The organism is Pseudomonas sp. TREG-RG-20F-10-E-6-01 (assembly GCF_022662455.1).
In the GTDB taxonomy this organism is placed as follows: domain Bacteria; phylum Pseudomonadota; class Gammaproteobacteria; order Pseudomonadales; family Pseudomonadaceae; genus Aquipseudomonas.
In genome coordinates, this window is sequence record NZ_JAKNQP010000007.1 from 71,244 (window position 1) to 86,545 (window position 15,302).

Genomic DNA, 15,302 nt, shown 5'->3' on the forward strand with positions numbered 1-15,302 from the left:
TTGCCGTGTATCAGTCACCCAATGTGTTGGCTGACCCACTGCTATCGGGGGCAAGCCCCCTCCCACATTTTGATCTGTGTTCACTTGGGGTTTGCGGTGCTGCCCATTACTCGATGAACGTGACCACGCCACCGGCCAGCGACTTCACGCGCGCCAGCGACTCAACCCGATAACCCTGCGCATCCAGCTCGGCACGGCCACCCTGGAACGACTTCTCGATCACAATCCCCAAGCCCGCAACGGTCGCGCCGGCTTGCTTGATGATCGAGATCAGCGCCTGGGACGCCTTGCCGTTGGCCAGGAAGTCATCGATCACCAGCACGCGGTCGCTGCTGGTTAAGTGACGCGGGGAGATCGCCACGGTGCTTTCGACCTTCTTGGTGAAGGAATACACGGTCGCCGACAGCAGGTTTTCCGTCAGGGTCAGGGACTGCTGCTTGCGGGCGAAAATCACCGGCACGCCAAGGTTAAGGCCGGTCATGATCGCCGGCGCAATGCCCGAGGCTTCGATGGTGACGATCTTGGTGATGCCCGAGTCCTTGAAGCGCTCGGCGAATTCGTCGCCGATCAGTTTCATCAGCGCCGGGTCGATCTGGTGGTTCAGAAAGGCGTCGACCTTGAGTACCTGATCGGAAAGCACGATGCCTTCTTCGCGAATTTTCTTGTGCAGTGCTTCCACGGAAAGCTTCCTCTAATGGCGCGGTGTGCGCCGAAAGTAGATTAAAAAGTAGTCGATTCTAGCGCTTTAACATCGCGCGTATGTCCGCCAAGGCGGTATTGCCGCGAACGGCCTTCACCTCGGTCGGGGTGTCGTCATTGCCTTCCCAGGCCAGATCGTCCGGCGGTAGTTCGTCGAGGAACCGGCTGGGGGCACAGTCGATGATTTCGCCGTATTGCTTACGCTTGGCGGCGAAGGTGAAGGCCAACGTCTGACGCGCGCGGGTAATGCCCACGTAGGCCAGGCGCCGTTCTTCTTCGATAGTGTCGGCTTCGATGCTGGAACGGTGCGGGAGGATTTCCTCTTCCATGCCCATGATGAACACGTAGGGGAATTCCAGCCCCTTGGACGCATGCAAGGTCATCATCTGCACGCCTTCGGCGCCGTCTTCCTCTTCCTGCTGACGCTCTAGCATGTCGCGCAGCACCAGCTTGCCGATGGCGTCTTCGACGGTCATTTCGCCGTCTTCGTCTTTTTCCAGGGTGTTTTTCAGCGCTTCGATCAGGAACCAGACGTTGCCCATGCGGTAATCCGCGGCTTTGTCGCTGGAGCTGTTGGTGCGCAGCCAGTTTTCATAGTCGATGTCCATGACCATGCTGCGCAGGGCGCTGATCGGGTCTTCGCCGGCGCACTGCTCGCGCACCTTGTCCATGAAGCGCTTGAAGCGCGACAGTCGGTCGGTGAAGCGTGTGTCCAGGTGCTCGCCCAGGCCGATTTCGTCGGTGGCGGCGTACATCGAGATTTTGCGTTCAGTGGCGTAGTTGCCGAGCTTTTCCAACGTAGTCGAACCGATTTCCCGGCGTGGGACGTTGATCACGCGCAGGAAGGCGTTGTCGTCGTCCGGGTTCACGATCAGGCGGAAGTAAGCCATCAAGTCTTTTACTTCCTGGCGTCCGAAAAAGCTGTTGCCGCCCGACAGGCGATACGGCACCTGGTGGTGCTGCAATTTCAGTTCGATCAGCTTGGCCTGGTAGTTGCCGCGGTACAGGATCGCAAAGTCGCTGTAGGGCCGGTCGGTGCGCAAGTGCAGGCTGAGGATTTCCACGGCCACGCGCTCGGCTTCGGCGTCTTCATTGCGGCAGCGGATCACGCGGATTTCGTCGCCGTGGCCCATCTCGCTCCACAGTTGTTTTTCAAACTCGTGGGGGTTGTTGGAGATGAGCACGTTGGCGCAACGCAGGATGCGGCTGGTGGAGCGGTAGTTTTGCTCCAGCATCACCACTTTCAGGGACGGATAGTCGTCCTTGAGCAGCATCAGGTTTTCCGGGCGCGCACCGCGCCAGGCATAGATCGACTGGTCGTCGTCGCCCACCACGGTGAACTGGTTGCGCGTGCCGATCAGCATTTTCACCAGCAGGTATTGGCTGGCGTTGGTGTCCTGGTATTCGTCCACCAGCAGGTAGCGGACCTTGTTCTGCCATTTTTCGAGGATGTCGGCGTGTTCCTCGAACAGCTTTACCGGCAGCAGGATCAGGTCGTCGAAGTCCACCGCGTTGAACGCCTTGAGCGTGCGCTGGTAGTGGGTGTAGACGATGGCAGCGGTCTGTTCCTTGGGGTTGCGCGCGTTTTCCAGGGCCTGGGGCGGCAGGATCAGGTCGTTTTTCCAGGCGCCGATCATGTTCTTGATCTCATCCACGCCGTCGTCGCCTGCGTATTCCTTTTGCATGATGTCGGTCATCAGCGACTTCACATCGGTTTCGTCGAAGATCGAGAAACCGGGCTTGTAGCCCAGCTGCGCATGCTCCTTGCGGATGATGTTCAGGCCCAGGTTGTGGAAGGTACACACCGTGAGGCCACGGCCTTCGCCGCCCTTGAGCAGCGTGCCGACACGCTCTTTCATTTCGCGCGCCGCCTTGTTGGTAAAGGTCATGGCGACGATGTACTGGGCGCGGATGCCACAGTTCTGGATCAGGTGCGCGATCTTGCGGGTGATCACGCTGGTCTTGCCGGAGCCTGCGCCGGCGAGCACCAATAGAGGGCCGCCGACGTAGTTCACGGCTTCTTGCTGCCGGGGATTGAGTCGGGACATACAGAATTCAGGGAGTCGTTGTTCAAAAGGGCGGGCATTTTAACAGGCTCGCAGGATTCTGCTCTCACAGAACGACAGTGTGACGTACCACTCGATCTAAATTTGCCGGTTTTGATACTTTGCCGCAGGATGTGTGGGCCTTCTGTCCTGAAGATCGGGACGAATGCTTACAGTCAGCGTATTTGATAACCCTTATCATTGGTGATTATCAGGCCGCGCGTCATAATGCCCGCCGCCAACGAAATTTTGCAGAGTCTAGGGAGCTAGCTTGTCTACGCCTGTCGAACCCTTGCGTTTGCTGCTACTGGCCGATGAGCCAGCGTGGGCAGCGTTGTTGCGCGAGTGCCTGGCGCCGATGGGCGATGGGGCTGTGCTGATCAGTGCGCCCAACTGGGACTCGGTGAGTCGTCTGTTCGATGACGACCACTCGGCCGTGTTATTGACCACGCCCAGCCTGCAACCCTGCCCCGGCCGTTGCAACTTGCCGTGCATATTGTTGTTGGAGCAGGAACCTCTGGTTTCGCCGCTGGGTGTCAGCGATTGGTTGATCCGTGACGTATTGGATGCCGATACATTGCGCCGCTGCCTGCGCCATGTCCGCGAGCGCGGCGTGCTGGAGACCACCTTGCAGCGCCTGGCCGAACAGGACCCGCTCACCGGGATCGCCAATCGCCAGGGTTTCCAGACCCTGCTGGCGGCGCGTCTGGTTGAAAACGAAGGCCGCGGCCTGGCGCTCGGCCACCTTGACCTCGATAACTTTCGCCATGCCAACGACGCTTTAGGCCATCAGGCCGGTGACCGGTTGATCCTGCAAGTGGTCTCGCGCCTCAAGAGCCAGCTCGAAGCCGGGGACCAGTTGGCACGCCTGGGCAGCGATGAGTTCGCCCTGCTGATTGATACGCGCCGCGCGCCCCAGCGTGCCGAATGGATGGCCGAACGCATCACCGAAGCCATGGCCGAACCCTATTGGGTGGATGGCGAAAGCCTGTTGATCGGCTGCAGCCTGGGCGTGGCGCATGCCCGCGCGCGCGCTGGCGCCGACCCGCTGATGTGGCACGCGCACATCGCCATGCAGCAAGCCAAAAGTACGCAAGGCTGCACCTTTCATATCTTCAACGAACGCATCAACCGCAACGCGCGCAGCCTGGCCGACCTGGAAAGTGAACTGCGCCGCGCATTGCGCCGCGACGAGCTGGAACTGCACTACCAACCGCGCCTGGACCTGGACGACGGGCATATTGTCGGCCTGGAAGCCTTGGTGCGCTGGCGCCATGGCGAACGCGGCCTGTTGCCACCCAGCGAGTTCGTGCCGCTGGCCGAACAGAGCGGCCTGATTGTGCCGCTGGGCTACTGGGTGATCTCCCGCGCCCTGCGCGACATGCAAGACCTGCGCGAACGCGGCCTGCCGCCGTTGCACATGGCGGTCAACCTGTCGTTTCGCCAGTTCCAGGACAGCCAACTGCTCTCGACCCTCAGCCGGCTGATTGCCGAGCGCGGCGTGGAAGCACAGTGGCTGGAGTTCGAATTGACCGAAACCGCCGTCATGCGCCGCAGTGACTTGGTCAAACAGACCATGGACGCCCTCGGCCGCCTGGGCGTGCGGTTTTCCCTGGATGACTTCGGCACCGGATTCTCGTCGTTCGTGCACCTCAACAGCCTGCCGATTGCCTTGTTGAAGATCGACAAGAGCTTTGTCGGCGGCATGGAAGAGCGCGAAGAGAACCGCAAGCTGGTGCACGCCATGATCAACCTGGCGCACAACCTCAACCTGGAAGTGGTGGCTGAAGGTGTGGAAACGCCTGAGCAACTGGCGCTGTTGCGCTTGTTTGGCTGCGATCAGGCGCAGGGGTATTTGATCAGCAAGCCATTGCCGTTGCCGGAGTTGGTGGAGTATTTGACGTTCGGCAAAAGCCAGCAGGCGCTGCTGGGTTGAAGTGCGAACATAATCAACAATGTGGGAGCAGGCTTGTGTGGGAGCTGGCTTGCCTGCGATGCAGGCACCTCGGTGTGTCAGGCATAACCAGGTGAGGCCATCGCAGGCAAGCCAGCTCCCACATTGATCGAGTACATCCGTTAGTCAGGTTGCATGGCTTGAAATGCAGGATGAGCCTCCGGCTCCCGCCGAATCATCCTTTTCATCTTCGCCTCAAACGCCCAGGTCAAACTGACGGCCGCGCAGGCCAGGCCCAACGCCAAGCCCCACCACACACCGGTCGGCCCCCAGCCGAGGGTGAACGCCATCAACCACGCCGCCGGCGCGCCGATCAGCCAGTAGCAGCCCAAGCCCACCAGAAAGGTCGTCTTGGCGTCCTTCAACCCACGGATGCAGCCCATGGCGATGGTCTGCACACCGTCGAACAATTCGAACCAGGCCGCCACGGCCAGCAGGCTGACGGCCAGGACGATAACGTCATGGAAGGCCGGGTCGTTATGGTCGAGGAACAGCCCGATAAGCGCATCGGAAAACAGCCACAGCACTGCGGCAAATCCCAACATCACTGCCGCACCGAATCCGATGCCGACCCGCCCGGCCATGCGCGCTTGCAGCAACTGCCCGGCGCCGTAATGCTGGCCGATGCGCATGGTGATCGCGTACGACATACCCGCTGGCACCATGAATGCTACCGAGACGATTTGCAGGGCAATCTGATGCGCCGCCAGTTGCGTACTGCCCATGGTGCCCATGCATAGCGCCGCGAAGGCAAACAAGCCGACCTCCACCGCATAGGTGCCGCCAATCGGCAGGCCCAGGCGCCACAGCTCGCGCAGATACAGGGTGTTGAGGCGCAGCAGGCCTGAACTCAGCGGGTAGGCGGCGTAAGCCCGGTTGCTGCGGATGTACCACATCAGCGCCAAGGCCATGCTGTTGGCGACAATCGCGGTGACCAGGCCAATACCCATCAATCCCAGTTTCGGCAGACCGAACATGCCTTCTATCAAGGCGTGGTTGAGGAAGTAGTTGAGCACCGTGCCGCCCAGGCTGATCACCATCACTGGCGTGGCTTTGCCGATAGCGCTGGTAAAGCCGCGCAAGGCCATGAAGCTCAGGTAGCCGGGCAGGGCGAATGGCAGGATGGTCAGAAATTGCCCCGCCGCGTGCACGTTGGTTTCGGTCTGGCCAAACATCAGCAATACGGGCTTGAGGTTCCACAGCAGCAAGCCGGCCACCAGTGCCATCAGCCAGGCAAGCCACAGCCCGGCCTGGGTCAGGCGGGTGGCGCCTTCGATGTCGCCCGCGCCGTGGCGGATGGCCACAAGCGTGCCCACTGCAGCAATCACGCCGATGCAGAAAATCGCCACAAACGAATAGCTCGCCGCGCCCAGGCCGCCACCGGCCAGGGCTTCGGGGCTCAGGCGGGCCATCATCAGCGTGTCGGTCAGCACCATCAACATGTGCGCCAACTGTGAGGCAATCAACGGCCCCGACAGCCGCAGAATGGCCCAGAGTTCAGTACGCACCGGATGCTGCATGGTCATCACGCTCAAAAAGTCAGAGGGTTGGGGAGGGGTTGATTCTCGGCGCTCCCAACGCATTACACAAAAGGATAAAAGCGATCGTTCGCATGATTAAAACTCATGGTAGGGTTTGGGCTTGATCTGTCGGAGGTTTCCCTATGCCACGTCGTCTCCCTCCGTTGTACGCCTTGCGCGCATTTGAGGCCGCTTCACGGCACAACTCCTTTACCCGCGCGGCAGAGGAGCTGTCGATCACGCAAAGTGCCGTCAGCCGGCATATCCGCACACTCGAAGAGCATTTTGCCTGCCGCCTGTTCCAGCGCAGCGGCCGCAACCTGCAGCTCACCGAAGCGGCGCGCTTGCTGCTGCCCGGCGTGCGCGAGGGTTTCGCTGCGCTGGAGCGCGCCTGCCACACCCTGAATGCCGAGGACGACATCCTGCGCATGAAAGCGCCGTCGACCCTGACCATGCGCTGGTTGCTGGCGCGGCTCAGCCGCTTCCGGGCGTTGCAGCCGGGCAATGAGGTGCAACTGACCAGTGCGTGGATGAGCGTGGACGAAGTGGACTTCAACCAAGAGCCATTCGATTGCGCGGTATTGCTGAGCTACGGGCACTTTCCGGCGGACTGGGAGGCCAGTTACCTGTTCCCCGAACTGCTGATCCCCGTGGGCGCCCCCAACCTGCTGGCAGACGGGCCGTGGGACGTAACGCGCCTGGCGTGCGCTGAGCTGCTGCACCCCACGCCCGACCGCCGCGACTGGCGCAATTGGCTGCAGCGCATGGGGCTGGCATCTCAGGTCTCGCTCAAGGGCGGGCAGGTGTTCGACACGCTTGAGCTGGGCATGATTGCCGCAGCACGGGGTTACGGGGTGTCGATGGGCGATTTGCTGATGGTCGCCGAAGACGTGGCCCAGGGACGATTGAGCCTGCCGTGGCCGACCGCCGTGGCCAGTGGCGAAAATTACTACCTGGTGTGGCCGAAAACCCGCCCCGGTGGTGAGCGTTTAAGGCGCTTGGCGGAATTTCTCCAGGGTGAGGTCAAGGCCATGGAGTTGCCCCAGGTCGAGCGCCTCGACTGAAGCATTTGTGCAATCGTTTGCGCGATACCCCTGTGAATCGCTCAAGTATTCCTCGCGCCCGCCGAATAAGGTGTGTTGGAACAACCGTGCACCAACGTTTCCCACTCGATAATTTGCCGAGTAGCGCTATGAGATCAGGATGATCCTGGCCTCGGCCAGGAGCTGTCATGTCTCAACCTCGCGCTCGGATTGCCTCCCAGTTAGGCCTCGCATTAGCCGTGATACTGGCTGTCGTCATCAGCGGCAGTACGGTTTTCGCCCTGCGGTCGCTCGACTCCGCCAACCTCGACACCCGCGAGGAACACCTGGCCAGCGAAGCGCGTTTGCTCGCCGACCAACTCAATACCTTCCACAGCACCTTGCGCGAAAGTACCCAGCGTTTGAGCGGGCTGTTTGAAAAGCGCTTCGGCGCGGGGTTGAGTGTGCGCGGCGAGCAGCAGGTTGCAGTGGCGGGTGTACAAACCCCGAGCCTGTTCCTGGGCAACAACCTGTTGAACAACGATTTCGATGAGGTCGATGAATTCAAGGACACCTCCGGCGGCGTGGCCACCGTATTTGTGCGCAGCGGCGAAGACTTTGTCCGCATCAGCACGTCCCTGACCAAACAAGACGGCAGCCGCGCCATCGGTACGGCGCTGGACCACCAGCATCCGGCCTACCAACGCCTGCTTGCCGGGCAAAGTTACGTCGGCCGTGCCGTGCTGTTCGACCGCTCCTACATGACCCAATACACACCGGTGCGCGATGCCGGCGGCAAAGTGATTGCGGTGCTGTTTGTCGGTTTCGACTACACCGACGCCCAGAAAGCCCAGTTTGAAAACCTCAAGCGCTTCCGTATCGGCAAAACGGGTTCCCTTGCGCTGCTGGATGAACAGAAACACTGGCTGGTGCCACCGGCCGGCGTGCAGGCGCTGGACCAGGCGGTACCGGTGATGCTCGACCTGGCCAAAAAGCCGGGCGAGGGGCGCTTCTGGAGCGACAAAAACGAAGATTTCTACAGCGTCTCGGTGCCGTTTGAAGGCGGCCCATGGTCGGTGGTGGCGAGCATGCCGAAATCCGAAATTCGCGAGGTGACCTGGGCCGTTGGTATTCGCCTGGTGATTGGCAGCGTGTTGGCAATGTTGTTCGCGGTGGGCGCGGCGGTCTGGCTGTTGCGCAGCAAGTTGCAGCCCCTGAGTGACCTGGTGCGTCAAGCCGAAGCCCTCGGCGCGGGTGACTTGAATGTGCGCCTCAATGTGTCCAGTAATGACGAAATAGGCCAACTGGCACGCAGCTTCAACCAGATGGGTGAAGCCCTGTCGACCATGGTCTCGCATATCCGCAAGGCCGCCGAAGAGGTCAACAGCCGAGCCCAGGCCTTGTCCGGTTTGTCGGGTGGTGCCTATGAGGGCATGGAGCAGCAGTCCGGCGAAATCACCAGCATGGCCGGCGCGGTGGAAGAGTTCAGCGCCACCTCGCTGAACATCGCCGACAACATGGGCAACACCGAGCGGTTGGCCCAGGAAAACGCCCAGCAGACGCGCATCGGCCGTACCTCGATGCAAGAGGCGTCGTCGTCCCTGGAGCATATCGCCACCGCGCTGAACAGCACGGCCACGGTGGTCAATACCCTCGGCCAACGCTCCCAGGAAATCGGCGGAATTGTCGGCGTGATCACCTCGATCGCCGAACAGACCAACCTGTTGGCGCTCAACGCGGCCATCGAGGCCGCCCGCGCCGGTGAACAAGGCCGTGGTTTCGCTGTGGTTGCTGACGAGGTGCGCAACCTGGCCTCGCGCACCCGCCAGGCTACTGATGAAATCTCCGGGATGATCCACAGCATTCAGCAGGAAACCGGGAATGCCATCAGCACCATGGAACACGGCAATGCGTTGATGCAGGAAGGCCTGTCGCGCAACGCCGACGTGGCTTCGGCGCTGGCGCGTATCGACGAGCAAAGTCGCTCGGCCGGTCAGCAATTTGCGGCAATTACCACGGCAACCCAGGAACAGAGCAGCACCGCGACGTTGCTCAGCAGCAATTTGCAGAGCATTGCGCTGGCCAACAGCGAGCAGCGTGAAGTGGTGTCGAACCTGGCCGTTACCGCCAAAGAGCTGGAAACCCTGGCGGCTGGTTTGCGGCATGAGGTCGATCGGTTTCGTTGAGGCTTAGCGCTCGCCCGACGTTTTGCGCTGTGATTCGCCCCAACGCGCAGCCCGGCAGATCTTCGCCATGGCGATGGGGTATGCCGATGACTTGATGCTGAATCCTTCTACCGAGTCGGCAGAGGCGGCGCTGGATGAAGTGATGGAAGTGGCGAGGCTGTTGCTGGACTTTCCCGCATAGGCCGCCATTCCGCGCACTTCTGTGGCGAGCGGTCCAGTTTTGTGGCGAGCGGGCTTGCCCCGCGTTGGAGTGCGAAGCGCTCCCCGTGCGGCCGCCATGTTTCAACTGTTGGACCGCGTCGCCGGTTTTTAGGGCTGCTGCGCAGCCCAACGCGGGGCAAGCCCGCTCGCCACACCAAACCCGCTTGCCATGGATTTTGCGTTTTCAGGCTAGCTCACCGCCGCAGGCCGATATTGCAATGCCTCGGCCAAGTGATGCCGAGCGATATTCTCAACCCGCTCAAGGTCTGCCAGCGTGCGCGCCACCTTGAGCAAGCGATGTGCCGCGCGCAGCGACAGCGTCAGCCGCTCGCAGGCGCTTTCCAGCCAGCCTTCATCGGCTTTCGCCAATTGGCAGTGTTTGCGTAACCCTGGCAAATCCAGAAAGGCATTGGCGCAACCCTGGCGCTTGAGTTGGCGCTCGCGGGCGTCGGCCACCTGTGCCGAGGCCTTCGCCGTGTTATCGCCAGGCAGCTGGGTCGGGTTAAGTGCGGTGGTTTCCCGGGCGACGGTAAGGTGCAAGTCGATCCGGTCCAGCAGGGGGCCGGAAAGTTTGTTGCGATAGCGCTGAATCTGCTCCGGCGTACACCGACAGCGTCCACTGGGCTCGCCCATATACCCGCAAGGGCAGGGGTTCATGGCGGCCACCAGTTGAAAACGTGCCGGGAAACTCACTCGGTCGCGGGCACGGGAAATGACGATGTGTCCCGATTCAAGCGGTTCGCGCAGCACCTCCAGGACCTTGCGATCGAACTCTGGCATTTTGCTGTTTAGCGATTTTTCAGCAAATGTTGTCAGTGATAGAGGAACGCTTTTTCAGTGTTAGCAGGCGTGTGGAGCTAATAGCAGACACAACATTTTTAAATTTTCGAAGGACAAACCTCTGAAATTCCTGCGTCCATGCTCAGAAATCGAATTGAGCCACAAGTCATCTGGGCAAGCTATTGACCTACGAGCACCATGCTGAAAACCTCATCCCATGGATATAAATCCATGCCATCCCCCTAGGCTACCCCTTGCAACCGCTTACATTTCCCAGTGCTGATGCGGTCAAGACAGATGACCATCGGCATAAAGCGAGTAATGGAAATTTTGGAATGTGCATTTTTTGCACTTTACTAATCGTCCTCAGTTGTCCTGACTGTGAGAGAGTGAGCATCACACCGCGTCCTTTGCCATCCGTCGCTGTACAAAAGCCTAGCCCTTGCACCGCAGATTTCGCAGACACGTGTCGAGTGATGTTCTGCAAACGCGATCAACTGGCGCGCTTCAGGTTCACGGCTCGATACCATGACTCGTAATGTCCCAAATTTTTCCGTCACACTTAGCAGGAAAGTAGGTGCCTTTCCTTCGCGCCGATTAGCTTCAGCGAGAAGAAAGCAAAGAGTGCCGACAACGTCGAGCCATCCCTCACCACAATCAAACGTGAACATGCTGGTGTGCTGACCGTTAAACGCGTCAGGGTAGCGTTTCTGGAGATCCCCTATGAGGTCCACTTGCGTAGTCATATCGGTGTTCCATTAGCAGTTGTGAGATCTACGAAAACCGTGATTACAAATGGAGGTCACTATTTATGGCTTGTGATTTTCACACCATTTCGCTTCAGCACCTCTACCGTTTCATGAACGAAAGCGTTCATCTGGCTCATGTACTCTGGGTCAGGTTTGGGCCCAAGAAGCTCACGCTTTAGCGCCTTTCCTGTGAGCCTTACAGACTCAGTCTTCGTCCTTTCAGGACGCCTTTTTGCCAAACGGGCACTCCCTGCTGTAGGGCTAGGCATATAAAAGCTCGTGGTGTTCTGGTTTCTTGGATTGAGCTTGTAGTGAGCTTGGTAAAAATCGCTCAAGTAAGTCCAGCCAAGTGGTGTGAAGGATAAAATTCCGTAAATGCTTCCGCTTCTAGTGGTAACCCACAGACTGTCGCCAAGAGCATGGATTTGGACGATATCAGAGGTCTCAATTCGGTGGCCGTCAGCGAATTTCCCAGACGGCTCGGCATTCACATGGCTCCAGATTTCTCCCGCCAACATTAAAGGTGGTTCGACGTGAGCATTCGTGACAAAGCCCGTAAACGCCACGTCACTGGCGTCAGCTTTTAGCTTTAATATAGCTGCGTCGATTTTGTCATTCATGTCATTACACCCATCGAACGAGTTGTAAGCGAAGGCCTGTGTGTTCCGTAATGCCCAAATCTGGGCGCAAATAGAGAAAACCAAGCCAAAGTGATAAGGCAGCTAATCGTAAAGATATATCTTAACTTCGCCTATCGTTGATTCCAAAATACCCTACGCGCCTGTCCAATGCTAGCTTTGGTTCTAGGCAGCTATTGATGGATTTCAATGAGGCATTTGGCCGTGCTGTGCAGGCTTTACGCCTTAGCAGGGGGCTTACGCAAAAAGATTTTCTTGGTGTGCTATCGATTCAGTATTTATCAGACATTGAGAGAGGAAAACGCGCGCCGTCGATTGCTGTGTTGGCTCAGCTCTGTGAGCGACTTGAAGTGCATGAGGCTGTCCCGGTGATCTTGGCTAAGCATTTTATGCGTCCATCAGAGCCCTTGATTCAAACGCTGCGGGAAATTGAGAGACAGGTAGGTTTCGCAGGATTCATCGATCCTAGCGCAAAGTGAAAGCACCCATTGTGCTATGACACACATCGTTTTATGTCGCATGGCCTTCTTCGGCATGGCTGAATATTTCTAGCTCCACAGTCTATGTAGGCTGGACATGACGTCATCTCAAACTAGATAAGCGCCCTATCGTTTGCGATATGTGTAGTGACCTGAGCCTACCCAGATACCTCATTGGAAGTTCGAAAATAGGTACATCGAAATTCCAATCCAGTTGTCCAACACGGGTTCGGCAGACGCTTACTCTTCTTTGGCGTCGTTACTCACGGTTCTCGGTGTTCAAACGGTACTAGGGGCAAGATGGTTGACACCCGGTGAGACGAGGATGAAAGGCCCAGACTGGGTGGGCTTTGGAGGGAAGGCGCGTAGCTCTATGTCGGCATTGAATCTTGTTAAATATCCGACATTGCTCTGAGCAACGACAACTGTTCAAAAGCGGATTCGAAGCCTCCACCGTCGTGCTGAGCGACTGCATCCGCAAGCCGAGCCAGAAGCGACAAGTCGTGCTCGCTCACCGCTAGGTATTCAGGTAGCGCAATGTTAGCAGCCGTAGGCGAATTGATGCCCGATCCCTCTAATATCCTGTGAACCGCTACACGCGCTTGAGCCACAGTGAGATTGTTTTGGGATAAATCTGATGCAATCTGCCTGAGCGCTTCTGCACGTTGAGGGAATGTTGGCTTGGTCATCGTTCGCTATCCTTGCTAGTGGCTAATAATCATTCTTGAGCGGATTTATTCTTTCGGCTAGTGCTTGCGGGGCTTGGGAGGACGCAGCGATACAGCTGGTAGAACTGTCCACGTATTTTAGGTGGACAGCCCCATGGTCAGTGCCCAAACCAGTAACGGAATCAGGATGAAGTTGGCCGTTAGAAGAGCCGCCATGAAGCGCTTGTTCGAAAGTCCCTCACGTAGATCCAGAAACGGAATCTGAAGGAACATCGCGTACATCAGCACTGCGATGGCCGGTGTCAGCGGCTCATGCCCCATGAAGGTGACCGGCTTTACTAGTTCGCGCACATTACTGCCATGGCCGAGGCATTCTTCGGTGACGCAGAGAAAGCCGTGCTGTGGCTTTCCAAGACGAAAGATCGCTTCTCGGGTAAAAGCCCACTTTCGATGCCTACCACCACCGTCGGCACTCGCAAGATTGAAGAGATGCTTTGCCAGCTGGCTTAGGGGTTTGCTTTTGAAGGGCCACTCGCACTTGATCTCGCTGGTCGAAGCCCATTCAGAAGGGTTGCACTGGACTAAATGTACTGATTGATTTCACTGAAATGCACGGGCGGTTTCGGCTGATGCGTCGCATCCAGCGCAATGCGCCAATACCCGACGTCATGCCACGCATCTTGCTTGAATCCCACTTCTGGATAAGTACCGATGTGAGCGAAGCCCAGCGCTTCGTGCAACCCTATGCTGCCGTCGTTGGGCAGTGCGATCCCGGCGTAGGCTGCGTGAAAACCTTGCCTCTTCAGTGTCGGCAGCAATACTTCGTAAAGCGCCCTGCCAACACCACTACGGTGCGCTTCTGGCGATATATAAACGGTGACGTCGACCGACCAGCGATACGCCTCACGAGCACGATGCTGACTGGCGTATGCGTAGCCGATGACCTGGCCGTCTCGCTCGGCTACCAGATACGGATAAGTCGGCAAAGTCGATTCAATCCGCTTGGCCATCTCTTCGACTGAAGGCGGCTCAAGCTCGAACGAAATCGCAGTACTCTCAACCATCGGTGCATAGATTGCCTGGATGGCTTGCGCGTCCGAAACATGCGCAATCCTTACTGTAGCGTTGCTCATCCTCTATTCCCTTAGTGGCTCAAATCGACCTTTGATTGACGCGTTTCGAGAGTGCCTCGGCGCTTTCCTTACGCTCCGAGTAGCGATCTACCAGATACGTTTCCCGGCCCCGAACCATTAGCGTGAACTTCATTAGCTCCTCCATCACGTCCACCACGCGGTCGTAGTATGCAGATGGCTTCATACGGCCTGCGTCGTCGAACTCCAGGAAGGTCTTGGGTACTGATGACTGGTTTGGGATGGTGATCATCCGCATCCAGCGCCCGAGTATCCGCAGTTGGTTTACCGTGTTAAAGGACTGTGATCCACCGCAGACCTGCATGACGGCAAGCGTCTTGCCTTGGCTGGGCCGGACAGCGCCCATCGTGAGTGGAATCCAGTCGATTTGGGCTTTGAACACAGCAGACATCGCGCCGTGGCGCTCTGGCGAGCACCACACCTGTCCCTCCGACCATAGAACCAGATCCCTTAGCTCTTTGACCTTTGGATGGTCTTCCGGAGCGTCATCAGGGAGAGGCAGACCCGAGGGATCAAAGATCACGGCTTCGGCTCCGACTAGGGTCAGGATGCGTGCTGCCTCTTGGGTCAGTAGCCTGCTGAAAGAGCGCTCACGGGTTGAACCATACAACAACAAAATACGTGGCTTATGGGCCAGTTGATCGTGGCCCTGAAGCAGATTCATTGAGGGGATATCAACCAGTGACAGATCCAGATTTGGAAGATCCGGACTAATATCGGTGGTGAATTCGTCCATTACAGCTCACCTATTCGATCTAACTCGCGTTTTAGTTCCTGCGGTGAAAGCGCCGAATGATCCAGACTGAAGAATGCCTCGAAACGCTTTCTGATCTGGTCGACGGTCGCGCCAAATGCGGCCTGGATTTCGCTGTCTGTTCCTTCCACATCCGAAGGGTCGGCAAGACCCCAGTGGCTTTTGACAGCAGGTCCAAAATAGACCGGGCATGGTTCGCCCCCGGCCTTGTCACAGACGGTGATCACAACATCTGGTGGTGAATCCGAAAAGACCTCTGAGCCTTTGCTGTAAAGATCTGCGGTGTCGATACGCAGCGCTCGCAGCGTGCTGACGGCGCGTGGATTCAGTTGCCCGCTTGGGAAGCTGCCTGAACTTACGGCGGTAAAGCCGCTCGGCGCGAGATGGTTGAACAGCCCCTCCGAGAGAACGCTACGACAACTGTTGGCCGTGCACATAAATAGTACTTTCATGGCT

General features: G+C 58.2%; 12 protein-coding genes and 4 pseudogenes. 6 read left to right on the top strand and 10 right to left on the bottom strand.

What is annotated here, in order from left to right:
* Positions 1 to 106: 106 nt before the first annotated feature.
* Both L8K08_RS20210 and rep read right to left on the bottom strand, forming a co-directional pair.
* Positions 107 to 679, bottom strand: coding sequence for a xanthine phosphoribosyltransferase (locus L8K08_RS20210; protein ID WP_094948722.1), 573 nt, complete (start codon positions 677 to 679; stop codon positions 107 to 109).
* 58 nt (positions 680 to 737) lie between these two features.
* Positions 738 to 2,747 carry a DNA helicase Rep gene (gene rep, locus L8K08_RS20215; protein ID WP_242199593.1) on the bottom strand — a complete coding sequence of 670 codons (2,010 nt, stop codon included), beginning with the start codon at positions 2,745 to 2,747 and terminating at the stop codon, positions 738 to 740.
* A gap of 268 nt (positions 2,748 to 3,015) precedes the next feature.
* On the opposite strand from rep, the gene L8K08_RS20220 reads away from it, so the two are divergent.
* Positions 3,016 to 4,680 (top strand): bifunctional diguanylate cyclase/phosphodiesterase, encoded by a 1,665-nt coding sequence (locus L8K08_RS20220; RefSeq protein ID WP_145158102.1) that lies wholly within the window; start codon positions 3,016 to 3,018, stop codon positions 4,678 to 4,680.
* Positions 4,681 to 4,820: 140 nt separating this feature from the next.
* Here the strand turns inward: L8K08_RS20220 and L8K08_RS20225 are convergent, their stop codons facing one another.
* Positions 4,821 to 6,224 (bottom strand): NorM family multidrug efflux MATE transporter, encoded by a 1,404-nt coding sequence (locus L8K08_RS20225; protein ID WP_242199595.1) that lies wholly within the window; start codon positions 6,222 to 6,224, stop codon positions 4,821 to 4,823.
* 137 nt (positions 6,225 to 6,361) lie between these two features.
* Between L8K08_RS20225 and L8K08_RS20230 the strand changes: the two genes are divergently transcribed.
* The 3 genes and pseudogenes from L8K08_RS20230 to L8K08_RS20240 all read left to right on the top strand — a co-directional run.
* Positions 6,362 to 7,282, top strand: a complete 921-nt coding sequence (locus L8K08_RS20230) for a LysR substrate-binding domain-containing protein (protein ID WP_124418743.1) — start codon at positions 6,362 to 6,364, stop codon at positions 7,280 to 7,282.
* Positions 7,283 to 7,449: 167 nt separating this feature from the next.
* Complete coding sequence (locus L8K08_RS20235) at positions 7,450 to 9,426, top strand: methyl-accepting chemotaxis protein (protein ID WP_242199596.1); 1,977 nt, start codon at positions 7,450 to 7,452, stop codon at positions 9,424 to 9,426.
* 19 nt (positions 9,427 to 9,445) lie between these two features.
* Positions 9,446 to 9,607: pseudogene (locus L8K08_RS20240) on the top strand (TetR/AcrR family transcriptional regulator); the annotation flags it as partial.
* Positions 9,608 to 9,816: 209 nt separating this feature from the next.
* Here L8K08_RS20240 and L8K08_RS20245 read toward each other — a convergent pair.
* Positions 9,817 to 10,410, bottom strand: a pseudogene (locus L8K08_RS20245) (ATP-binding protein); the annotation flags it as partial.
* Between the two features lie 802 nt (positions 10,411 to 11,212).
* Entirely contained in the window at positions 11,213 to 11,776 is a 564-nt protein-coding gene (locus L8K08_RS20250; protein WP_242199597.1) for a hypothetical protein, read from the bottom strand.
* A gap of 197 nt (positions 11,777 to 11,973) precedes the next feature.
* On the opposite strand from L8K08_RS20250, the gene L8K08_RS20255 reads away from it, so the two are divergent.
* Positions 11,974 to 12,273 carry a helix-turn-helix transcriptional regulator gene (locus L8K08_RS20255; RefSeq protein ID WP_053007376.1) on the top strand — a complete coding sequence of 100 codons (300 nt, stop codon included), beginning with the start codon at positions 11,974 to 11,976 and terminating at the stop codon, positions 12,271 to 12,273.
* A 392-nt stretch (positions 12,274 to 12,665) separates the two neighbouring features.
* On the opposite strand, the gene L8K08_RS20260 is transcribed toward L8K08_RS20255, so the two are convergent.
* Positions 12,666 to 12,962, bottom strand: coding sequence for a hypothetical protein (locus L8K08_RS20260; RefSeq protein WP_242199598.1), 297 nt, complete (start codon positions 12,960 to 12,962; stop codon positions 12,666 to 12,668).
* A gap of 126 nt (positions 12,963 to 13,088) precedes the next feature.
* Positions 13,089 to 13,247, bottom strand: a pseudogene (locus tag L8K08_RS20265) (arsenic resistance protein); the annotation flags it as partial.
* Between the two features lie 15 nt (positions 13,248 to 13,262).
* Between L8K08_RS20265 and L8K08_RS20270 the strand changes: the two are divergent.
* Positions 13,263 to 13,451 (top strand): annotated as a pseudogene (locus L8K08_RS20270) (MbcA/ParS/Xre antitoxin family protein); the annotation flags it as partial.
* A gap of 71 nt (positions 13,452 to 13,522) precedes the next feature.
* Here the strand turns inward: L8K08_RS20270 and L8K08_RS20275 are convergent.
* The 3 genes from L8K08_RS20275 to L8K08_RS20285 are packed head-to-tail and all read right to left on the bottom strand — an operon-like array spanning position 13,523 to position 15,298.
* Entirely contained in the window at positions 13,523 to 14,074 is a 552-nt protein-coding gene (locus tag L8K08_RS20275) for an arsinothricin resistance N-acetyltransferase ArsN1 family B (RefSeq protein WP_242199599.1), read from the bottom strand.
* A gap of 19 nt (positions 14,075 to 14,093) precedes the next feature.
* Positions 14,094 to 14,807 carry an arsenical resistance protein ArsH gene (gene arsH / locus L8K08_RS20280; protein WP_236513752.1) on the bottom strand — a complete coding sequence of 238 codons (714 nt, stop codon included), beginning with the start codon at positions 14,805 to 14,807 and terminating at the stop codon, positions 14,094 to 14,096.
* A 20-nt stretch (positions 14,808 to 14,827) separates the two neighbouring features.
* Entirely contained in the window at positions 14,828 to 15,298 is a 471-nt protein-coding gene (locus L8K08_RS20285) for an arsenate reductase ArsC (RefSeq protein WP_242199600.1), read from the bottom strand.
* Positions 15,299 to 15,302 lie beyond the last annotated feature (4 nt).